This is a genomic window from Streptomyces sp. NPDC050610 (genome assembly GCF_040654875.1).
Lineage (GTDB): Bacteria > Actinomycetota > Actinomycetes > Streptomycetales > Streptomycetaceae > Streptomyces.
Genome location: NZ_JBFAIV010000014.1, coordinates 95,352 through 117,463, shown reverse-complemented (window position 1 = coordinate 117,463; position 22,112 = coordinate 95,352). Strand labels below are relative to the sequence as shown.

Sequence of the window (22,112 nt, the reverse complement as noted above, 5' to 3'; positions counted from 1 at the left end):
CCCGACAGGCGCGCCAACGCCTCCGGGGGTCGTTCATTGAGCGGCACCGTACACGCTCACATCCCTCCGTGGCGACTCGATCACCAAAAGTCATATCCCCTGGTCCACCGCCTACTTGGGGTTGGGTAGGAGGGTTATCTTCCCTCACCGTTCCAATGGGACCGCTCGGATCCCGGGCACCGAATCCTGCGCCTTGAGTTCCGGGCGCGAACAGGGGCGACGGCGGTGCGGAGACGCGTCACCTGTTCCGGGGCGGCGTCCCCGGAACAGGTGACGGGGGTCAAGGGGCCGTCGGGCGGACCGTGTTCATGATCTTGGTGATCTGGTCCTTGGACAGGGCGTTGGGGACGCCCTGGTCCGCGTAGATCACCCAGCCGTGAATGGTGCCGTCCGGCAGCTTCTGGGCGATGCTGTGCGCGACGGCGGTGGCCGGTACGCACTTGCTGGCGCGGTTGGCGATGGTGACCTCGGCGGTGGCGGTGTAGCCGTCGATGCCGTTGTGCTTCCACGGCTTGGCGGGGCCGACCTTCACCTTCGGCTTGTTGCCGGGGCCGCCGTACGCGGCGAAGCCCCAGTTTCCGGCCCAGTTGCGGGCGTTCTCGGTGAGGGAGCCCGCTTTGGAGCCGCCCGTGGTGCCGACGGTGGCGAGCTGGCCCTTGCCCGCCTCGCCGAACGCCTTGGGGTTCGCGGTCGAGGCGCAGCCGCCCTCGCGGTAGTTGGACGTGCCGGTCATCACGACGATCGGCTTGCCCTGGTCGTCGTTGTAGGCGAGGGCCTGGTCCGGCGAGAAGGTCTGCCACTTGTCGGCCTTGCCGGGCACGTCGTAGCGGAAGTGGTGCTCGTCGCGGGTCTGCGTCTGCCAGCCCGTGACCATCGGCTTGTCGCCGGTGGCCTCGTCGGGCGCGCCCGACGGCGCGCCCGAGGGGCCTTTCCCGCCGCCGGCCGGGGCCTGGGAGGCGGAGGCGGATGACTTCGGCTTGTCCCCGGCCTCGTCGGACTTCTTGTCGTCGCCCCCGCTGGTCAGCAGGAACACCCCGCCGCCGATGACCGCGAGCGCCACCACCGCGCCTACGGCCGCGAGCAGCCCCTTCTTGCCGCTGCCGCCGGGCGGCTGCGAACCGGGACCCGGAGCACCGGGACCGGCGGGACCGCCGGGGCCCGGAACACCGGCGGCGCCCATGCCAGGGCCGGCGGGGCCGGGGCCGCCGAGGCCGGGCGCCTGGCCCGGGGGCCCGTACGCCGGAGCTCCCGGCCCCCACACCGGCGGCGGGCCGAAACCCTGCGGCTGCGGCGAAGGCTGCTGCGGAGGCTGTTGTGGGGGCGGGGGCTGGGGCGGGAGTTGCTGAGGTTGTTGTGGGGCCTGCGGCGGCTGCTGAGGCTGATCGGGCTGTTGAGGATTCTGCGGATTCTGCGGCCAAGACATCCGCACACCTTATGCACCCATCGGTTTCCAGCCAGTTTGTGCACGGCAACGGAACCGTAACCGCCGCAGCCGCCACAGCGGTCCCTAGTCCCCCAGCACCGGCAGCAGCTCCGGCAGGTGGCCGTCGGAGGCGCGCGCCGCCGTCTGCCGCTCCTCGGGCACTTCCCCGTAGAGCGTCGTACGGACACGGGACGGGCGTCCCGCGGCATCGGCGATGGCGACGAGGTCCTGGATCGAGCGGTACGAACCGTAGGAGGAACCGGCCATCCGGGAGATGGTCTCCTCCATCAGCGTGCCGCCGAGGTCGTTCGCGCCGGAGCGGAGCATCTCGGCGGCGCCCTCCGTGCCGAGCTTGACCCAGCTGGTCTGGATGTTGGTGATGTGCGGGTGCAGCAGGACCCGGGCCATGGCCGTGACCGCGCGGTTGTCACGGGTGGTGGGGCCAGGGCGGGAGATGCCCGCGAGGTAGACGGGGGCGTTGGTGTGGATGAAGGGGAGAGTGACGAACTCGGTGAAACCGCCCGTCTCCCGCTGAATCTCCGCCAGCGTCCGGAAGTGCCCCAGCCAGTGGCGCGGCTGGTCCACATGCCCGTACATCATCGTGGAGGACGAGCGGATGCCCAGCTCGTGCGCCGTCTTGACGACCTCTATCCACGTGGCGGCGGGCAGCTTGCCCTTGGTGAGGACCCAGCGGACCTCGTCGTCGAGGATCTCGGCGGCGGTGCCGGGGATGGAGTCGAGCCCCGCCTCCTTGGCCGCGGCCAGCCACTCGCGGATCGACATCCCGGTACGGGACGCGCCGTTGACGATCTCCATCGGGGAGAAGGCGTGGACGTGCATCCCCGGCACGCGCTCCTTCACGGCGCGCGCGATGTCGAAGTAGGCGGTGCCCGGCAGGTCCGGGTGGATGCCGCCCTGCATGCACACCTCGGTCGCGCCGACCTCCCACGCCTGCTCGGCGCGGTCGGCGACCTGCGAGAGGGAGAGGGTGTACGCGTCGGCGTCGGTGCGGCGCTGGGCGAAGGCGCAGAACCGGCAGCCGGTGTAGCAGACGTTGGTGAAGTTGATGTTGCGGGTGACGATGTACGTGACCTCGTCGCCGACGGTCGCGCGCCGCAGGTCGTCGGCGATGCGGCAGAGCGCGTCCAGCGCCGGGCCGTCGGCGTGCAGCAGCGCCAGCGCCTCGGCGTCGGTGAGCCGGGTCGGGTCGTCGGCGGCGACCGACAGCGCGGCGCGCACGTCCGCGTCGATGCGGGAGGGGACCATGCCGGGGGCCGCGGCCTCGCGCAGCGCCTCCCAGTCGCCGTACACGTCGTCGAAGTCGTCGCGCCGGTCGGCCGTACGGCCCTCGGTGTCGATGGTGTGGTGCAGGTCCGTACGGCCGGAGGCGCCCAGCGAGAAGCCCTCGTCGGGCTCCTGCCAGGGGTGGCCCTCCACCACCGCGTCCGGGCGGGCGAGGCCGGTCTCGGGGTCCGCCAGCGCCCGTACGTGCGGGAGCAGCCGCGGGTCCAGCCAGGGCTCGCCGCGCTGGATGAACTCGGGGTAGACCGCGAGCCGTTCGCGCAGTTCGAAGCCGACGGCGGCGGAGCGCTCGGCGAGCTCGTCGATCTGCGGCCAGGGGCGCTCGGGGTTGACGTGGTCGGGGGTGAGCGGCGAGACGCCGCCCCAGTCGTCGATGCCGGCCTCGATGAGCTGCGCGTACTCGGAGTCCACCAGGTTCGGCGGGGCCTGGAGACAGGCGGCGGGGCCCATGATGTGCCGGGTGACGGCGACGGTGGCGACCAGGTCGGCCAGCTCGGCGTCCGGCATGCCGCGCATCGCCGTGTCCGGCTTGGCGCGGAAGTTCTGGATGATGAGTTCCTGGATGCCGTGGTAGGCGCGGGCCGTCTTGCGCAGCGCGAAGAGGGATTCGGCGCGCTCCTCGTACGTCTCCCCGATGCCGATCAGGAGGCCGCTGGTGAACGGCACGTTGGAGCGGCCGGCGTCCTCCAGGACGCGCAGCCGGACGGCAGGCTCCTTGTCCGGGGAGCCGTAGTGCGGGCCGCCGGGCTCGGACCACAGGCGGGTGGCGGTGGTCTCCAGCATCATGCCCATGGAGGGGGCGACGGGCTTGAGCCGCTGGAGGTCGGTCCAGGACATGACGCCGGGGTTGAGGTGCGGGAGGAGTCCGGTCTCCTCCAGGATGCGGATCGCCATGGCCCGTACGTACGCGATGGTGTCGTCGTACCCCTCGGCCTCCAGCCACTCGCGCGCCTCGGGCCAGCGGTCCTCGGGCTTGTCGCCGAGGGTGATGAGCGCTTCCTTGCAGCCCAGTTCGGCGCCGCGGCGGGCGATGTCGAGAACTTCGTCGGGGGACATGAACATCCCGTGTCCGGCGCGGCGCAGCTTGCCGGGGACGGTGACGAAGGTGCAGTAGTGGCATTTGTCCCGGCAGAGCCGGGTGAGCGGGATGAAGACGCTGCGCGAGTACGTGATGACGCCGGGGCGGCCCGCGGCCTGGAGGCCGGCGTCGCGCACCCGGCCCGCGGAGGCGGTGAGGTCCGCCAGGTCCGCGCCGCGCGCCTGGAGCAGCACGGCGGCCTCGGCGGCGTCCAGGGCCACGCCGTCGCGGGCCCGTTTGAGCGCACGACGCATGGCGTTGGCGGTCGGTGCGGCCTGGTCGGGTGGCTGCGCGCTCGAAGTCATCCTTTGAGGATACGAGCGAGCACTGACACGGAGACTGCGACGGGCGGGCCGTTTGTGTGGAGCTGATCACGTCAGATGGAGGCGCCCTCCAGGTGTGCGGGAGGGCGCGATTCCGGTCTGGTGCGGGCGGGGTGAGCGGGTGGGGTGGGCGGGGCGACGTGGGTGGGGCGGACGGGGTGGGGCGGACGGGTGGGGCGCGCCCGCGCCGACGTTCACGCCTGTACGCGCGCCCGCGCCCGTGCCCGCGCCCTCGCCCGTACCCGCGCCGCGGGTGTGTCAGAGGTACTGCGCGTACTCGTCCAAGGTCCGCAGCACCTCCGCCTCGCCCGCCGCGGGCAGTTGCAGCACAACCTCGGAGACGCCCAGCTCCCGGTAGCGCGCGAGCTTGCCCTCCGACGGCAGCACCGCGTACGGCACGATCTGCGGCCCGTCCCCCTCGCGCCCCGCGTCCCGCCACACCTGCCGCAGCACCGGCAGCGACTCCTTCAGGCCGCCGCCGCCGATCGGCAGCCAGCCGTCCGCGTACTCCGCGATGTGCGCGAAGAGCTTCGGCCCGGCCGCGCCGCCGATCAGCGTGCGCGGCCCGGTCAGCGGCTTGGCCCCGGCGCGCTCGCGCGGCGGCGTCGCCGGCTTGGGGTGCGCGAGGCTGGCCCGTACGGACGCGAACTCGCCCTCGTACGCCTCCGGTTCCGCGGCCCACAGCGCCCTCATCAGCGCCATCCGGTCGCGCGTCAGCTCGCGGCGAGTGGACCATCGCACCCCGTGGTCGGCGGCCTCCTCCACGTTCCAGCCGTACCCGACGCCGAACGTGAAGCGGCCGCCGGAGAGGAAGTCGAGGGTGGCCGCCTGCTTCGCCAGGTCGATGGGGTCGTGCTGGGCGACCAGGGTGATGCCGGTGCCCAGATCGAGGCGTTCGGTGACCGCGGCGGCCTGGCCGAGGGCGACGAACGGGTCCAGGGTGCGCCCGTACGCGCGCGGAAGCGGCTCCCCCATGGGGGCCGGGGTGTCGCGGCTGGCGGGTATATGGGTGTGCTCGGGGAGATAGAGACCGGAGAATCCGCGCTGCTCCAGCTCGCGCGCGAGCCGTACCGGGCTGATCGTCTCGTCGGTCAGGAAAATCGTGGTGGCGATCCGCACTGAAACACCTCCGTCACAGGGAACGGCAGCCATGGGGGCGACAGCCATGGAAAGGGCGGCCATGGGTGCCGCGTTCACGGTATGCCCGAGGAACGTACGGAAGACCTGTCCCGGACGCGCTCTCGCCACACCACTGCTCGCCACACCACTGGACGCACCACAGGGCACACCACCGACCGGACACACCATCGGGCACACCGGACGGCGGAGTCCGTCCGGTCACCTGGACACACTCGGCCCCCTTCAGAGGGCAACTCGCCGTCCGCGGCCCGTTCCCCCGCGCGCCACCCGGGCGTACAACGGTGTCCTCGCGACACTTCAGACGCGGCTCGCGACACTTCAGACGCGGCTCAGCTCGACTCAAGTCAGATCGAAGCAGTCCGACGAGGTTCAACGCAGGGGGTCCGTATGCAACGGCGGGACGTTCTCAAGCTCGCGGCTATCGCGGGCGCTACCGGCGCAATTACGCTCGATCCCGTGAAGTTCGCCCAAGCCGCCGACCGCGCCCCCGGCGCCGACGAGGTCCGCCGCGTGACCGGTCACCTGCCGACCGGCGCCCCCGACTTCGTCTACCTGCCCGTAGAGGTGCCGCCAGGCGTCCGCGAGCTCGCCGTGTCCTATACGTACGACAAACCCGCCGTGCCGCCCGGCACCCAGGGCAACGCCTGCGACATCGGGATCTTCGACGAGCGCGGCACGGCGCTCGGCGGGCGCGGTTTCCGCGGCTGGTCGGGCGGCGCGCGCACGGAGTTCGCGATCAGCGCGGCCGAGGCGACGCCGGGCTACCTCCCCGGTCCCGTGCGGGCGGGCACCTGGCACGTCGCGCTCGGCCCGTACACCGTCGCGCCGCAGGGCATGGAGTACAGCGTGACGGTCACCCTCCGATACGGGCCGTCGGGCGACACCCCGGAACAGGTTTATCCGCCGCAGCGCGCTAAAGGGCGCGGCCGGACGTGGTACCGGGGCGACAGCCATCTGCACAGCGTCTACTCGGACGGCAAGCGCACCCCCGCCGAGATCGCCGCGGCGGCCCGCGCGGCGGGGCTCGACTGGATCACGACCACCGAGCACAACACCACCGCCGCGCACGGCGCGTGGCAGGGCCTGTGGGGCGATGACCTGCTGATCCTCACCGGCGAGGAGATCACCACGCGCAACGGGCACGTCGTGGCGCTGGGCACCGAGCCCGGCGTCTTCATCGACTGGCGCTACCGCGCCCGCGACCACGCGTTCGGCCGCTTCGCCCGGCGGATCCGGCAGGCGGGCGGCCTGGTGGTGCCCGCCCATCCGCACGCGACGTGCATCGGCTGCGGCTGGAAGTTCGGCTTCAACGACGCCGACGCGGTGGAGGTCTGGAACGGCCCGTTCACCCCCGACGACGAGGCGTCCATCGCCGAGTGGGACAACACCCTCGTCGCCTCGGTCCGCCACCGCCGGCCGTGGCTGCCCGCCATGGGCAACAGCGACGCCCACCGCGAACCCGACGCCGTCGGCCTCCCGCAGACGGTGGTACTCGCCGACGACCTCTCCCGTACGGCCGTCCAGGAGGGCATCCGGGCGGGCCGCAGCTGGATCTGCGAGTCATCGGAAGTCGACCTGAAGTTCACGGCGACGGGCGGCCGGGGCGCGCACGCGGGCATCGGCGGACGCCTGGAGGTCGACCACGACACCGAGATCACCGTGCGCCTGGACGTGACGGGCGCGCCCGGCTGCACCGCGTCCTTCGTCACCGACCAGGGCCGGCTCTTCAGCGCCCCGCTGCCCGAGTCCGGTTCCGGCACGGCGGAGTGGCGGACCACGGCCTCGTACGCGGCGTACGTACGGGCCGAGGTGCGGCACGCCCCGGCGGACGGCGGCGCGTCCGGGCTGCCGGGCGCGATGGCGGCGCTGACCAACCCGATCTTCCTCGGCCGGGAGGAGTGAGCGCCCAGGAGGGGACGCCGCTCGGCACGGAGCAGCCGGTCGACGAGGGACTCGTCGTTCTGGCGCCGGAGCCGCTGCCCCAAGTCCCCGCCCAGCCTGCCCGCCCTGCCCAGCCCGCTCGGACCGCCGAGGCCGTAAGTCCACGCGCCCGGCTGCTCGGCGGCCTGCCCCCGGCGCTGGTCGCGCTGCTCGTACTGGCCGTCTGCCTGTGGGGAATCGGGCGGCGGCCGCTGGACCACGACGAGTACTCGACGTGGTGGGCGGCGACGCTCCCGCACGCCGACCTGTCGCGCCTGCTGCACCACACGGACGCCCTGCTCACCCCGTACTACCTCGTCATGCACGGCTGGATCGCTGTGGCGGGCGACTCCGCCACCGCGCTCCGCCTCCCCTCGGCCCTCGCCATGGGGGCGGCGGGCGGCCTGACCGTACTACTGGGGCGGCGGCTGTTCGACGCGCGTACGGGGGTGGCCGCGGGGGTGCTGCTGGCGCTGGCGCCGAATGTCGCGCAGTACGGGCAGGAGGCCCGCCCGTACGCGTTCGCGGCGCTGTTCGCGGTGGCCGCGACGCTGGCGCTGCTGCGCGCACTGGACCGGCCGGGGCCCGTCCGCTGGCTGCTGTACGGGGCCGGCGCGGCGCTGGCCGTCCTCTCCCATCCGGCAGCGGCGGCGGTGCTCCCGGCGCACTGGGCGCTCGCGCGGGCGGGCCGCCGGACGGGGGCGTGGGCGGTGTCGGCGTGCTGCGGGCTGCTGCCCGTACTGCCGCTGGTGGCGCTGGGCGTGCACGGCGGCCAGGCGGACCAGGTCGCCTGGAACGCCGCGGGGTGGCAGTCCATCGTGCCGATGCCCTACCTGCTCTTCGGTTCGCCGGCGGTGGCGGCGGTGGCTCTGACCTGCGCGCTGGCGGCCCTGGTGGCCGCCCGCGACCGCGTCGGACCGCTCGCCTGGTGGGCGCTGCTGCCGCTGCCCATAACGGCCCTGACCACGGGCGAACTCCACCTCTTCCAGCAGCGCTACCTGCTGTTCACCCTCCCGGCCTGGGCGCTGCTGGCGGCGTGCGGGGCGGTGCGGGTGCTGGGCCCGTACGTCACCCGCCGCCGCGCGCTGACCGTCTTGGCGGCGGCGCTGGTGCCCGCGCTGGCGGCGATCTCGGCACTCGACCACGTCCACGAAGTGGTCCGCCGCCACCCGGGCGAACCGGACTTCCGCCGCGCGGCCGCCATGGTCGAGACCCGCTCCCGCCAAGGCGACGGCCTCGCCTACAGCGGCAACGGCGCGGAACCGAGGGCCATCGCCTACGAACTCCGCCACCTCCCCTCCCGCACCCGCCCCACCGACGTCTTCACCGGCCACTCCGCCCGCCGCCTGGGCCGCTACGCCCCCGACGACTGCCAGGACCCGGAGGCGTGCGCCCACGACTTCCGCCGCATCTGGGTGGTCTCCACAGACCGCAGCGGGGACGGCACCGACAGCATGCCGTCCCGCACGGAAGACCTCCTGTGGGACCGCTACCGCCCGGCGCGAGTGGAGTGGTTCGCGAACGTACGCGTGGTGCTGCTGGTACGGGCGTCGAAGCGGGCGTAGGGCGGTGTCGAGAACCGCCCCCCTTACGGTCCGTTCGACGGCTTCCTTGCCCGGCCTGCCAGTTGATGGGGAGGGGAAGCAGCGGTCAGCGGCGCCCGGCGGCAGCGAGAGTGAGCGCCAGGATGCCCACGGCCGACGTCAGGCTCACGAGGACAGCCGATACCCGAATCACGCGCCACCATTTTCTGTCGGCCTCACCGGACACTCGTTCCCGGCCCCGCCCGCTCCCCCGAGGGCCGGCCGAGCGTCGTACTCCGGTGGCCGCTTCAGCACCGCGAAGTCGCGAACGCTCCGGCAGTAGCGAAGATGCCCCGTCTCCAGGGTGTGCTGCCGCATCCATTCCTCGACCCGGTCCGGGTGCTGGGCATGGGGGCTTTCAATTCCGCAATGCTCCTCGACTCCCGAAACGCACACGGCGCTGTAGTCCGGCCACGCCGTCGGGTCCTGTGCGATCCGGAACGGCACATAGGGGAAACTGCGGACGGGCAGGTGGTGCCCCTCCCTTCTGGGCCCCTCCCCCGCGTCCTCCGCTTCCTTGGGCCTCAGCCGAACACTCGTATCCGGCTTTCCCTTTCCCGCGCGGTGCAGAGCGCACTGGCACGGCGGAAAGGCAATGGAGCCGGGCAACGGAGCACGACTGCCGGAACCCGGCTCCCCGACCGCACTGCCGCCCGATTCCTTGGGCACCACGAGAATGCCGTCCACGCCTCGCGCGGCCATCTGCCGGGACAGTCGTTCCCGAGCCTCGCTCCTCATGAGAACAGCCACTCCAGCCGCTGCAGCTCGTACCGCACCCGAGCCAGCACGTCCCGCGTCGCCGTGAACTGACGCGGCCACCCGGCGGGAACCATGGCCCAGCAGCCCCCAGCCCGAAGCACCGCCTCGACCTCGCTCGTGCCAACCGGTTCTGGGACCTTGGGGATTCGATCGCACATATCCGTGTACCTTCCGTCATGACGCACTCACTGTCTGTAGATATAAGAGTCGGTGAAGGTGCGTACGCCCAACAGGTAGACGGCCTGGACAATCGCAACTGTCCACCCACATCAGGTGGTTCGTATGTACGTCGAAGACAAGGTCCAAGACCCGAGCGACTCGAACGCGTCTCCACTGAAACACTTCGGTCACGAAGTGCGGTTGGAGCGCGGGCGCCTGGGGATGAAGCGCGAGGAACTGGGGAGCGAAGCGAACTGCGGGTATTCGCTCGTGGCCAAAATCGAGGCCGGGGAACGCGTGCCCGCCCTGGAATTCGCCCAGGCATGCGATCGGGTCTTCCCGTACGCCAACGGAAGGTTCGAACGACTGTGGCCGTTGGCACTTCGATACGCGTTCCCGCCGTGGTTCCGCCCGTATGCCGAGCTGGAGTGGACAGCGACGGCGGTGCGGATGTTTCACCCTCAGTTGGTCCCTGGGCTGGTACAGACCCCGGAGTACGCACGAACGGTGCTGCAGTGCGGTCGCCCGACCAACCTTGAGGACCTGGTGACCGCCCGCATGGCGCGGCAACGCATCCTGACCCGGGAAATCCCGACACGGCTGTGGCTCGTTCTCAACGAGGCGGTACTGAGGAACACCGTGGGGTGCGCTGCCGTTATGCGGGACCAACTCGCTCACCTGCGCCGCATCGCCGAGACACCGACCCACCGGGTCCAGGTCATCCGAGATGTCGGGAAACATCACGGCTGGGCCAGTCCATTCGGGCTCCTGTCGTTCAGCGAAGGCGCTGACGTAGTGCACATCGACGGCTTCCCCAGGGGGTATCTACTTGCCGAACGAGACGATGTGATGACAACCCAAGATGCCTATGATCTGCTCAAAGCGATGGCCTGCCCGCCGGACGAGTCCGCAGAGTTGATCGACTCAATTTCGAAGGACTGTTACACATGACGTACAGGTCCGTCCCTGAGAGAACTTGGCGGAGTCCACATACAGCGGAGCCAACGGCGGCGAGTGCGTCGAATGGTCACCCGCCACGGCGCAGACACACGGCCCCGTCCCCATCCGCGACGGCAAGAACCCACACGGCCCGGTCCTCACCATCAGCCCATCCGCATGGCACGCCTTCATCGCCTACGCCGCGACCGGGCACGACGCCCATTGAGGAGCTCAAACATGAGCAGCGAGAGCGTCACGCCGAACACGACACCCCTGACCGACTGGCGTAAGTCCAGCTACAGCCAGGCCAACGGCGGCGAGTGCGTCGAATGGTCACCCGCCACGGCGCAGACACACGGCGTCGTCCCCATCCGGGACAGCAAGAACCCACACGGCCCGATCCTCACCATCAGCCCATCCGCATGGCACGCCTTCATCGCCTACGCCGCGACCGGGCACGACGCCTGAGCGAACCGCACCGACGCAGCCGAGAGGAAAGCATCTTGACCAACGACAACGGGCGCGTATTCCGCGAGGCCTGGATCGCGGGGGTCGCCAAGCATTACCCCGGCGAGCCCAAGCCCGGCTACATCACGCCCTGGGACGACACCCCGGACTGGGAGCGGGCAGCGGCCGCGGCCGTGTACGAGCAGGTGCGTCAGTTCGTCGCGATCAGCGGCGGGGCGACGCGAAAGCTCACCCGCGAGCAGCGCGGGCATTACGTCGCGACGTGCTGGATCGCCCAGATCCACCAGCACTTCGAGGACCCCAAGCCCGGATACGTCGCGGACTACGCCGACCTGCCCGAGTGGCAGCGCGAGACGGACGCCGACATCTTCGACGCCATCGAGGGCCGGGCGGGGCGTCCGTAGAGCGGCTGGGCGTCCGTAAGCGCGACGGGGCGCCCGTAGCGTCGTCCCAACCCGGGGGCGGGCAGCCGGTGGCAGCCGCGGCCCCCGGCAGCGCCCGCAGCGCCGTCACCCCCGTGTGTCCACCGTCCGGGTGTCCCGACCCGACCGGAGCACCACGCCCGGTACCGCTCCCGTCACCTCGTCGTCGCGGATGGTCTCCACGCCGTTGACCCGTACGCTCACGATGCCGATCGCCCGGGAGTCCAGCCGCGGGCTGTCGCCCGGCAGGTCGTGGACGAGCGTGGCCTGGCCGGCGTCGATGCGTTCCGGGTCGAAGAGCACCAGGTCGGCGTGGTAGCCCTCCTCAATGCGGCCGCGCGAGCGCAGGCCGAACAGCCGGGCCGGGTCGTCCGTCAGCAGTTGTACGGCCCGCTCCAGCGATACGAGTTTGCGGCCGCGCAGGCAGTCGCCGATGAAGCGTGTCGTGTACGGGGCCCCGCACATCCGGTCCAGGTGGGCGCCGGCGTCCGAGCCGCCGAGCATGACGTCCTCGTGTTCCCAGGTGCGGCGGCGCAGTTCCCAGCTGTCGGGGTCGTTGTCGGTCGGCATCGGCCATAGGACGGTGCGCAGTTCGTCGGCGGCGCAGATCTCCACGAGGCACTCGAAGGGTTCCTGCGAGCGCTCGGCGGCGATGTCGCGCACCACCCGTCCGCTCAGCCCCTCGTTGGCGGGCGAGTAGGTGTCGCCGATCACGTACCGGCCGAAGTTCGCCAGCCGGCGGAAGACGCCGGCCTCCTTGCTGTCGGCGCGGCGCAGCATCTCGGCCCGTACGTCCGGGTCGCGGAGCTTCGCGATGCGCTCGGGCACCGGCAGGGCGAGGACGTCGCCCCAGCCGGGGATGAGGTTCAGGGCGCAGAAGGTGCCCAGGGACATGTTCATCGGGGTCAGGATCGGCATCGTCAGCGCGACGATCCGGCCGCCCGCCAGGCGGGCCCGCTCGCTGGCCGCGAGCTGGCGCGGCACGCGTTCGGGGACAGCGGCGTCGATGGTCAGCACGTTCCAGTTGAGGGGCCGGCCCGCGGCGGCCGTCATGTCCACGAGCAGGTCGATCTCGTCGTCCGCGAACTGGTCGAGGCACCCCGTCACGATCGCCTCGATCTGCGTGCCCTCGTGCTCGCCGACCGCGCGGGAGAGCGCCAGGAGTTCGGCGGGGAGTGCGTGCCGGGAGGCGACCGGCTTCCCGTCGCCGTCCGAGTGGGTGGACGACTGCGTCGTGGACAGGCCCCACGCGCCCGCGTCCATCGCCTCGTGGAAGAGTTCGAGCATCCGCGCGAGCTGCTTCTCGTCGGGCTGCCCGCCCACGGCGTCGGGCCCCATGACGTACCGGCGCAGCGCGCAGTGCCCGACCATGAAGCCCGCGTTGACGGCGATCCGCCCGTCCAGGGCGTCGAGGTACTCCCCGAAGCCCGTCCAGGTCCAGGGCGCGCCCTCCTCCAGCGCGGCCAGGGACATGCCCTCGACCTTGCTCATCATGCGCCGCGTGTAGTCGGCGTCCCCGGGCCGTGCCGGGTTGAGGGGGGCGAGGGTGAAGCCGCAGTTGCCGCCGGCGACGGTCGTCACGCCGTGGTTCATGGAGGGGGTGGCGTACGGGTCCCAGAAGAGCTGGGCGTCGTAGTGGGTGTGCGGGTCGACGAATCCGGGCGCCAGGACCAGGCCCGCCGCGTCCTCGCTCGTACGGGCCTCCTCGGCGACGGCGCCCGGCTCGGCGATGACCGCGATCCGGCCGTCGCGGATGCCCAGGTCCGCCACGCGCGCGGGCGCGCCCGTGCCGTCCACGACGGTCGCTGAACGGATGAGGTGGTCGAGCATGCGTCAGGTCCCTTTCTCGGCGTTCGGGGTTCTCGGTCGCCTCGCTGGTCGTTCTCGTTGTCCTCGTTGTCCTCGTCGTCCTCGTCGTTCTGGTCGTTCTGGTCGTCCTCGTCGTCCGCGTCGCTCTCGTCGCCGGGGCGCCGGCCCTCGTCACCGGTCTTCGCCGGAGTCGGTGCGGGCGTCGGCATCGGCATCGGCATCGGCATCGGCGAGGTGTCGGTGCGGGTGCCGGGACGGCGGCCCGGGAGGCGCCGTCCCGGCGTCCATGGGTGGTCGCTCAGGGGTCGAGGGGCCGGGGTCACGGGGTCGGAGATCGGCAGATGGCAGGGGTCAGGGGTCGGGGGGCCAGGTGCTCAAGGAACGGCCGGTGGCAGCGGCCAGGTGGTCAGCGCGCCTGCGGCCTCAGGTCCCCGACGACTGCCGGAACCGCGTCGTCCGGTGCACCGGGTCCGTATCGATCTTCGGGATCACGTGTTCGCCGATCAGGCGGATCGTGTTCAGCGTGTCCTCGGACGAGACCCCGATCGGCAGCCCGAACGAGAGCTGGTCCGCCCCCGCCTGCTCCCACCGCTTGCACTGCCGGAACACCTCGTCCGGGTCCCCGCAGATCATCAGCTCCTCGGCGATCAGCAGCTCGATGATCTCGGTGCTGTACTCCGGAAGCAGTTCCGGCCACTCCGGAATCCCCTCCGGCCGCGGAAAGGTGTCGTGGTAGCGGAAGAGCAGGGACTGGAGGTAATTCAGCCCGCCGCCGACGGCGATCTCGACGGCCTTCTCATGGGTCTCGGCGCAGATCGCCGTGGAGGTGACCATCACATTGTCGTTGACGAAGTCGCCGATGGCCTCGGCTTCCTTTATCGCCGTCTTGTAGGAGTCGACGACCCACTCCATGTCCGCGACCTTCTGCACGCTGAACCCCAGTACGCCCAGCCCCTTCTTGGCGGCCATGGCGTACGACGACGGGGACCCGGCCGCGTACCACATGGCGGGGTGGGACTTCCCGTACGGCTTCGGCAGGATCTTGCGGGGCGGCAACTGCCAGTGCTTCCCCTTGAACCCCTGGTATTCGTCCTGGAGCCACATCTTGGGGAATTCGGCGATCGTCTCTTCCCAGATCTCCTTGGTGTAGTTCATATCGGTGACGCCCGGTATGAAGCCGAGGATTTCGTGGCTGCCCGCTCCGCGTCCGCTGCCGAACTCGAAGCGCCCGCCCGAGAGATGGTCGAGCATGGCCACCTTCTCGGCGACCTTGGCCGGGTGGTTGACCTGGGGCAGCGGGTTGAAGATGCCCGAGCCCAGGTGGATGCGGTCCGTCGCGTGCGCGAGGTACCCCAGGTAGACGTCGTTGGCGGAGAGGTGGGAGTACTCCTCCAGGAAATGGTGCTCGGAGGCCCAGGCGTACTTGAACCCGGACTTGTCCGCCTGGATGACGTACTCGGTCTCCTCCATCAGCGCGTGGTGCTCGGCCTCGGGATCGGCCTGCGCCCGGCGGGCCGGCACGTATCCCTGCACAAAGAGCCCGAATTCCAAGGTTCTCTCCTCCAGGGGCGCGGGGTTCGCCCCGCTACTCTTCTGACGCTCCGTCAGATTTCGGATTACGGTCGACTGTGGCACCGGGCAGGGTAGTCGTCAATACTTGACGGCCCATCAGATAGCCGCCGGGGAACGGCTCAGAACACCGACACCCCGGCCAGCCACCCGCCGTCGATCACGAACGGCTGCCCCGTGATGTACGAGGAGTCCTCCGAGGTCAGGAACAGCGCCAGCCTGGCCACCTCCTCCGGCCGGCCGATCCGCCCCATCGGCACCACCTTGCGGTACAGCTCCGCCACTCCCGCCGCCGACGCCTCCGCGTCCGCCCCCGGATCGAGCTGCGCCGGATTGGTCATCGGGGTGTCGACGGCCCCCGGGCAGACGGCGTTGACCCGGATGCCCTTGGCCGCCAGCTCCATCGCGGCGACGCGCGTCATCCCGACGATCGCGGCCTTCGTCGCCGCGTACGAGGTCAGCAGCGCCATGCCGGTAACCGCCGTGTACGAGGACGTGTTGACGATCGTCCCGCCGCCCGCCGCCTCCAGCTCGGGTACCGCCGTCTTCATCCCCAGGAAGGCCCCTACCTGGTTGACCTGCACCACTTGCAGGTACTCCTCCAGCGGGGTGTTCGCGAGCTCGTTGAAGCGCAGGATGCCGGCGTTGTTGACGAGCCCGTCCAGCTTCCCGAACGCCTCCTTCGTCTCGGCCACGGCGGACACCCACTCCGCCTCGTCGCGCACGTCCAGATGGACGTACCGGGCGGTCCCCTCGCCGAGATCCTTGGCCACGGCCTCGCCCGCCTCGTCCAGTACGTCCGCGAGCACCACCTTCGCCCCCTCGGCGGCGAACAGCCGCGCTTCCTGCTCCCCTTGCCCGCGCGCGGCGCCCGTGATGAGCACCACGCGTCCGTCCAACTTGCCCATATCCGCCTCCAAGGCATCGCGGTGACCCAGCCGTCCACCACGGCGACCGGGCCCGATCGAGCACACCGGCCACCGCGGCGGCTGGTCCCTATCCAGATCCAGCTCACCGACCACCGCGGCGGACGGGCCCTGTCCAGCCCCTCCGGCGATCGGGGAAGCCGGGCAGAACAGGCCCCCAGCAGTCGAGGAGGCCGGGCAGTTCCAGGCCCCTCCGGAGTTCGAGGAGCGGCCCCCGGGACGTCGCCCCGGACTTGCGAAAGGGGGAATACCCGCCCCTAGACGTCCAACCCCGGCGCCACATCCGCCGCGAACGACTCCATCTGATCGAGGAGTTCGGCGCGGTCCCGGCACCGGAAGCGCACCTGGATCTGGTGCACGCCCATCGCCCCGTACGCGCGCAGCGACTCGGCCAGCGCCTCGCCCTTGCCGCGCAGCGTCCGGCGGCCGACGTCCCAGGAGGGCTCGCCCACATAGAGTGCCTCGGTGATCGCGCCGATCGCCACGGGGTCGGCGACCCCGGCCGCCTCCCGCAGCCGGCGCAGCTCGGCGATCTTGGCGGGGAGCTGGTCGCGCCGGTCGCCCTGCGGGAGCCACCCGTCGCCCCGTACGGCCGCGCGCCGCACCGCCGCGGGCGACGAGCCGCCCACCCAGATGGGCGGCCGGGGCGTCCTGGCGGGCCGCGGCGCCTGCCCCAGCCCGCTGAACGCGAAGCGCTCCCCGCCGAACTCCGCGAACTCAACCGGCCCGAGCGCCGCCTTCAGCGCGTCGACCGTCTCGTCGAGTACGGCCCCCCGCGCCCCGAACTCCACGCCCAGCGCCTCGAACTCCTCCTGTACGTGCCCCGCGCCCACCCCGAGCACCAGCCGCCCGCCGGAGAGCCGGTCTAGGGTCGCGTACTGCTTGGCGGTGATCAGCGGATGGCGCAGCCCGGCCACCGCGACATGGCTCAGCAGCAGTACGCGCTCGGTGGCCGCCGCGAGGTAGGAGAGGGTGGCCACCGGGTCGTACCAGACGGTGCCCATCGCGTCGGCGAGCCGCCGCGGAATCGCCACGTGGTCGCACGAGGCGATGTACGCGAACCCGAGCCGGTCCGCCGCGCGGGCGACCGCCAGCAGGTCCTCGGGGCCGGCGCCGGCCTCCCAGGGCTCCGCGAAGACGGGGCTCTGCGCCTGGACGGGGAGCTGCATCCCGTAGGCGAGCCGCCCTTCCGGAAGAACCCACAGCCCGTTACCCACTCCGCCTCCTCAAGACACATCTATCCCTTGGCAATTGCGCTCCGATTCCCGGGCGGCTCCCAGTCGGTCCCCCGCCTGTCGCCGCGCCTCCGCCCACCGCCAGGCCACCGCCAGGCCACCGCCGACCGCCTACCGCAGGGCCTCCACTCACCGCCAGGCCTCCGCCTACAGCCACTCCCCCGCCTACCGCCGAGCCTCCGCCTACAGCCACTCCATCGCCTACCGCCGCGCCTCCGCCCACCGCCCGTCGGGCGTCAGCCCGAGCAGTTCGATGGCGTTGCCGCGCACGATCCGCTCCACCACGTCCGGCGCGAGGTGCCCCATCTGCTCCTCGCCTACCTCGCGGGAACGCGGCCAGGTCGAGTCGGAGTGCGGGTAGTCGGTCTCGTACAGGACGTTGCCGACGCCGATCGCGTCCAGGTTCTTCAGGCCGAAGGCGTCGTCGAAGAAGCAGCCGTAGACGTGGTCCGCGAAGAGTTCCGACGGCGGCCTGAGCACCTTGTCGGCGACGCCGCCCCAGCCGCGGTTCTCCTCCCACACCACGTCCGCGCGTTCGAGGATGTACGGAATCCAGCCGATCTGGCCCTCCGCGTACATGATCTTCAGGTTCGGGAACCTGTCGAACTTGCCCGACATCAGCCAGTCGACCATCGAGAAGCAGCAGTTGGCGAAGGTGATCGTCGAGCCCACCGCCGGCGGCGCGTCCGCGGAGGTCGACGGCATCCGGCTGGAGGAGCCGATGTGCATCGCGACGACCGTCCCGGTCTCGTCACAGGCCCGCAGGAACGGATCCCACTCGTCCGTGTGAATGGAGGGCAGCCCCAGATGTGGCGGGATTTCGCTGAAGCACACGGCGCGCACGCCGCGCGCGGCGTTGCGCCGCACTTCCGCCGCCGCCAGTTCGGCGTCCCACAGCGGGACCAGCGTCAGCGGGATCAGCCTGCCGTCGGCCGCCGGGCCGCACCAGTCCTCCACCATCCAGTCGTTGTACGCCCGCACGCCCAGCAGCCCGAGTTCGCGGTCCTTCGCCTCGGTGAACGTCTGCCCGCAGAAGCGCGGGAAGGTGGGGAAGCAGAGCGCCGACTGAACGTGGTTGACGTCCATGTCGGCCAGCCGCTCGGGCACGGAGTACGAACCGGGACGCATCTGTTCGTAGGTGATGCCTTCGAGTTTGATGTCGTCCCTGTCATATCCGACGGCGGTATCCAGCCGAGTCAGCGGACGGTGCAGATCCTCGTACACCCACCAGTCGGCGATCGGGCCGTCGTCCCCGGGAGCGCCCATCTTCGGCGCGAACTTGCCGCCCACGAACGTCATTTCCTTGAGCGGAGCCCGGACGATACGCGGCCCTATGTCGTGGTATTTCGTTGGGAGTCGATCCCGCCAGACGCTGGGGGGCTCAACCGTATGGTCATCCACCGAGATTATCTTCGGGAAGCTCTCCATGGCTGTCACGGTAGCGCCGATCTGACGATCCGTCAGCTATCTGTCGGCTATCGGGATGCGGCCAAACTCTGGCAGGCATTGTGCAGACGCCCTGTCCCCCCTGCCGCGAAGGGCAAGGACAAGGCAAACTGACCGGTGCGACCAAGCAGCACAGGCAGGGGGTCACCATGGCCGGCGACACAGGGCACCGGCAGCCGCTGCGATTCACCGTGCTCGGGCCCGTACGGGCCTGGCGCGGCGCGGAGCAGCTCAACACCGGATCACCGCAGCAGCGCGCGCTGCTCGCCGCCCTACTGCTGCGCGGCGGACGCACCGCCACCGCGGCCGAACTCGTCGACGCCCTATGGGGCGACGAACCCCCGCACGCGGCGCTCGCCGCCCTGCGTACGTACGCGTCACGGCTGCGCAAGACCTTCCGGCCCGACTCCGGCGCGCTGATCAGCGAATCCGGCGGCTACGCCATGCAGGTCGGCGTCGGCGGCCTCGACATCGACCGCGCCGAACAGCTCGCGACCGAGGCGGACAAGGCCCGCCAGGCCGGCGACCGCACCAGCGCCCGTGCGCTCATCAACGACGCCCTCGACGTCTGGGGCGGCGAACCGCTCGCCAACGTCCCCGGCCCGTACGCGGAGACCCAGCGCGCCCGGCTGGAGGAGTGGCGGCTCTCCCTCGTCGAGACCCGCCTCGACCTCGACCTCGAAGCGGGCCGGCACGCCGACGCCGTCTCCGAACTCACCGCCCTGACCGCCGCCCACCCACTGCGCGAGCGGCTGCGCGAACTGCTGATGTTGGCCCTCTACCGCAGCGGCCGCCAGGCCGAGGCGCTCGCCGTGTACGCGGACACCCGGCGGCTGCTCGCCGACGAACTCGGCGTCGACCCCTGCGCCGAACTCGCCGAACTCCAGCACCGCATCCTCCAGGCCGACGCCGACCTCGCCGCGCCCGTCATCCCCGACGAGGACCGGCCCGCCACGAGCGGCCCCGCCTTCGTCCGCCCCGCCCAGCTGCCCGCCACCGTCTCCGACTTCACCGGCCGGGCCGCCTTCGTGGGCGAGCTGAGCGAACAGCTCGCCACGGCCGAGGGCCGGATCATGGCCGTGTCGGCCGTCGCCGGCATCGGCGGCGTCGGCAAGACGACGCTCGCCGTGCACGTCGCCCACGCCGCCCGCCACCACTTCCCCGACGGCCAGCTCTACGTAGACCTCCAGGGCGCGGGCCCCTCCGCCGCCGACCCCGAAGCGGTCCTCGGCTCCTTCCTGCGGTCCCTGGGCATCCCCGACACCGCCATCCCCGAGGGCGTCGAGGAGCGCGCCGCCCTCTACCGCTCGACGCTGGACGGCCGCCGCGTGCTCGCCCTGCTCGACAACGCGCGCGACGCGGCGCAGGTCCGCCCGCTGCTGGCGGGCATGGAAGGGTGCGCGGCCCTCGTCACCAGCCGCTCCCGGATGGTGGACCTGGCCGGCGCCCACCTCGTGGACCTCGACGTCATGAGCCCGGAGGAGGCGCTCGTCCTCTTCACCCGGATCGTGGGCGACGAACGCGTCGGCGCGGAGCGCGACGCGGCCATGGACGTCGTCGCCGCGTGCGGCTTCCTCCCGCTCGCCATCCGCATCGCGGCCTCCCGGCTCGCCGCCCGCCGCACCTGGACCGTCTCCGTACTGGCCCGCAAGCTCGCCGACGAGCGCCGCCGCCTCGACGAGCTGCGCGCCGGCGACCTCGCCGTGAAGGCCACCTTCGAGCTGGGCTACGGCCAGCTGGAGCGCTCCCAGGCGCGCGCCTTCCGCCTCCTGGGGCTGGCGGACGGGCCCGACATCTCGCTGGCGGCGGCCGCGGCCGTGCTCGACCTGGACACCGAGGCCGCCGAGGAACTCCTGGAGTCCCTCGTCGACACCTCGCTCCTGGAGTCCGCCGCGCCCGGCCGCTACCGCTACCACGACCTCGTACGGCTCTACGCGCGTGCATGCGCGGAGCGCGACGAGCAGCCGCCGTCGGAGCGGGTGGCGGCGATGTCGCGGCTGCTGGACTTCTACCTGTCCACCGCGGCCGGGGTATACGCGATCGAGCGCCCCGGCGACCGGCTCGTCGACCACCTGGCGCCCGCCGAGCGCCGGGGCCTGACCTTCCCGCACCGCGACGCCGCGCTGGACTGGCTCTTCGCCGAGGCCAACTGCCTCCTGGCGTGCGCGCAGCAGTCCGCCGCGGGCGGCATGCTGCGGCGCGGCGCGGACCTGCTGATGGCCGCCGTCGACCTCGCCGAGTCCGGCGCCAACTCGCGCCAGTACGAGCGGGCCGCCTCGGCGATCAGCGAGGCCGCGCACGCGGCGCGGGACACGCTCGCGGAAGGCCGGGCGCGTACGTTCCTGGCCCACGTCCGCAGCCTCGTCGGCAAGTTCGCCGAGTCCGACGAGGAGGCCCAGCGCGCCATGCTGCTCGGGCTCGCCGCCGAGGACCCGGTGCCCACCTGCCGGGTGCCCAACCAGCGCGGCATCATCGCGCTCTACCAGCAGCGGTACGAGGACGCGGAGGCTTACCTCCAGCAGGCGATCGAGGCGTTCCGCGCCGACGACAACCGGCCGGGCGAGGCCAGCGCGCTGTGCAACCTCTCGCGCGTACGGCTCGCGATGAACCGCACCGGCAGCGCGGTCGAGCTGGCGCAGCGCGGCATCGACATCTACAACAGCCTCGGCCTCACGCTCCGGCTCGCCAACGCCAAGTACGCGCTGGGGCTGGCACTGACCCGCGCCGGCCACTTCGCGGACGCCTTCAGCCAGTTGACGGCGGCCCTCACCATCTTCCACGAGAGCCGCCAGCCGCTGTGGGAGGGCATGGCGCACTACCGGCTGGCGGAGGCCCACCTCGCCGCGCGCCGCCCGGCACAGGCCGCGGGCCACGCGGAGCAGGCGCTCGGGCTGCGGGGTATCGGCGGCGACTGGCGGCGTGCCATCGTGCTGACAGTACTGGGCAGGGCGCTGGCCGGGATCGGGCAGACCGACCGGGCCCGCGCGTGCTGGCAGGAGGCGCTCTCGATCCACGAGCGCCTGAAGACGGTCGAGGCGGACGAGGTGCGGGAGCTGCTGTCACCCATGGCAGCCGTCTGACATCTGACACCCGCCCCGGCGGGGTCGTCTGCGGGAGCCTCCGGGAGGGGCGGCTGCGGCAGGCTCTCAGGGGGCGCGTGGCGGCGACCCAGGCGGCGGCCCAGGCGGCGCCCAGGGGGCGTTGTGGCGGCGTTCAGCGGGGCGTGTGGCAGCGGCCCAGAGGGGTCGTTGTGGTAGCGGCCAGGGGGCGTGTGGCAGCGGCCAGGAGGCCCGTAGCGGCGGTATGAGCCGCCCGGCGGGTCGACGGTGGCAGGAGCCCCGCGTGCCGCCCGTGGCGGCTGCTTGAGCCGCCCGGCGGGGCGCCCGTGGGGGCGTCTGCGGGGGCCTCCGTGGGAGCCGTCCGAACCGTCATCGGATCGTTCATCATTCGTTTATCGCCGACCGGCACTCTCTCTTATGTCGATCCGTCGCGTCGGGGGGCAGGCGGGTCGAGATCAGGGCCTCACCAATACGGTGAGCGGCCCTGAGGCACCCGCCCGGCGGCCCACGGGGGAGATCGCCGGGCGGGTTCTTTCAACCCCACCGCCCACA

At 71.7% G+C, this 22,112-nt stretch carries 15 protein-coding genes; 7 read left to right on the top strand and 8 right to left on the bottom strand.

Going from position 1 to position 22,112, the window contains the following annotated elements; translation table 11 throughout:
* Positions 1–280: 280 nt before the first annotated feature.
* The 3 genes from AB0I22_RS19115 to AB0I22_RS19105 all read right to left on the bottom strand — a co-directional run bounded on the left by AB0I22_RS19115 (position 281) and on the right by AB0I22_RS19105 (position 5,245).
* Positions 281–1,180, bottom strand: a complete 900-nt coding sequence (locus AB0I22_RS19115) for a hypothetical protein (RefSeq protein ID WP_363131974.1) — start codon at positions 1,178–1,180, stop codon at positions 281–283.
* A gap of 327 nt (positions 1,181–1,507) precedes the next feature.
* Positions 1,508–4,108, bottom strand: a complete 2,601-nt coding sequence (locus AB0I22_RS19110; RefSeq protein ID WP_363131973.1) for a bifunctional FO biosynthesis protein CofGH — start codon at positions 4,106–4,108, stop codon at positions 1,508–1,510.
* Positions 4,109–4,384: 276 nt separating this feature from the next.
* Entirely contained in the window at positions 4,385–5,245 is an 861-nt protein-coding gene (locus AB0I22_RS19105) for a TIGR03619 family F420-dependent LLM class oxidoreductase (RefSeq protein WP_363131972.1), read from the bottom strand.
* Positions 5,246–5,653: 408 nt separating this feature from the next.
* Between AB0I22_RS19105 and AB0I22_RS19100 the strand changes: the two genes are divergently transcribed.
* The 6 genes from AB0I22_RS19100 to AB0I22_RS19075 all read left to right on the top strand — a co-directional run bounded on the left by AB0I22_RS19100 (position 5,654) and on the right by AB0I22_RS19075 (position 11,498).
* Positions 5,654–7,168, top strand: a complete 1,515-nt coding sequence (locus AB0I22_RS19100; RefSeq protein ID WP_363131971.1) for a CehA/McbA family metallohydrolase — start codon at positions 5,654–5,656, stop codon at positions 7,166–7,168.
* Entirely contained in the window at positions 7,165–8,751 is a 1,587-nt protein-coding gene (locus AB0I22_RS19095) for a glycosyltransferase family 39 protein (protein WP_363131970.1), read from the top strand. Before AB0I22_RS19100 ends, AB0I22_RS19095 begins: the two co-directional genes overlap by 4 nt.
* 1,059 nt (positions 8,752–9,810) lie before the next feature.
* The gene (locus AB0I22_RS19090) at positions 9,811–10,638 is read left to right on the top strand and encodes a helix-turn-helix transcriptional regulator (RefSeq protein ID WP_363131969.1); all 828 of its coding nucleotides are present in this window, start codon (positions 9,811–9,813) and stop codon (positions 10,636–10,638) included.
* A gap of 25 nt (positions 10,639–10,663) precedes the next feature.
* On the top strand, positions 10,664–10,852 hold the full coding sequence (locus AB0I22_RS19085; protein WP_363131968.1) for a DUF397 domain-containing protein: 189 nt from the start codon (positions 10,664–10,666) through the stop codon (positions 10,850–10,852).
* An 11-nt stretch (positions 10,853–10,863) separates the two neighbouring features.
* The gene (locus AB0I22_RS19080) at positions 10,864–11,094 is read left to right on the top strand and encodes a DUF397 domain-containing protein (protein ID WP_363131967.1); all 231 of its coding nucleotides are present in this window, start codon (positions 10,864–10,866) and stop codon (positions 11,092–11,094) included.
* A 35-nt stretch (positions 11,095–11,129) separates the two neighbouring features.
* Positions 11,130–11,498 carry a hypothetical protein gene (locus AB0I22_RS19075; RefSeq protein WP_363131966.1) on the top strand — a complete coding sequence of 123 codons (369 nt, stop codon included), beginning with the start codon at positions 11,130–11,132 and terminating at the stop codon, positions 11,496–11,498.
* Between the two features lie 105 nt (positions 11,499–11,603).
* Here AB0I22_RS19075 and AB0I22_RS19070 read toward each other — a convergent pair whose 3' ends face one another.
* From AB0I22_RS19070 to AB0I22_RS19050, 5 genes are all read right to left on the bottom strand, one after another.
* Entirely contained in the window at positions 11,604–13,346 is a 1,743-nt protein-coding gene (locus AB0I22_RS19070; RefSeq protein WP_363131965.1) for a D-aminoacylase, read from the bottom strand.
* A gap of 402 nt (positions 13,347–13,748) precedes the next feature.
* A complete protein-coding gene (locus AB0I22_RS19065; RefSeq protein ID WP_363131964.1) occupies positions 13,749–14,876 on the bottom strand; it encodes an LLM class flavin-dependent oxidoreductase in 1,128 nt (375 codons plus the stop codon).
* A 140-nt stretch (positions 14,877–15,016) separates the two neighbouring features.
* Positions 15,017–15,802: an SDR family NAD(P)-dependent oxidoreductase gene (locus tag AB0I22_RS19060; RefSeq protein ID WP_363131963.1), complete on the bottom strand. Its 786-nt coding sequence runs from the start codon at positions 15,800–15,802 to the stop codon at positions 15,017–15,019.
* A 275-nt stretch (positions 15,803–16,077) separates the two neighbouring features.
* Positions 16,078–16,989: a TIGR03619 family F420-dependent LLM class oxidoreductase gene (locus AB0I22_RS19055; RefSeq protein ID WP_363132048.1), complete on the bottom strand. Its 912-nt coding sequence runs from the start codon at positions 16,987–16,989 to the stop codon at positions 16,078–16,080.
* A 267-nt stretch (positions 16,990–17,256) separates the two neighbouring features.
* Positions 17,257–18,483: an amidohydrolase family protein gene (locus AB0I22_RS19050; protein WP_363131962.1), complete on the bottom strand. Its 1,227-nt coding sequence runs from the start codon at positions 18,481–18,483 to the stop codon at positions 17,257–17,259.
* Positions 18,484–18,650: 167 nt separating this feature from the next.
* Between AB0I22_RS19050 and AB0I22_RS19045 the strand changes: the two genes are divergently transcribed.
* A complete protein-coding gene (locus AB0I22_RS19045; protein ID WP_363131961.1) occupies positions 18,651–21,581 on the top strand; it encodes a BTAD domain-containing putative transcriptional regulator in 2,931 nt (976 codons plus the stop codon).
* The last annotated feature ends 531 nt before the right edge of the window (positions 21,582–22,112 follow it).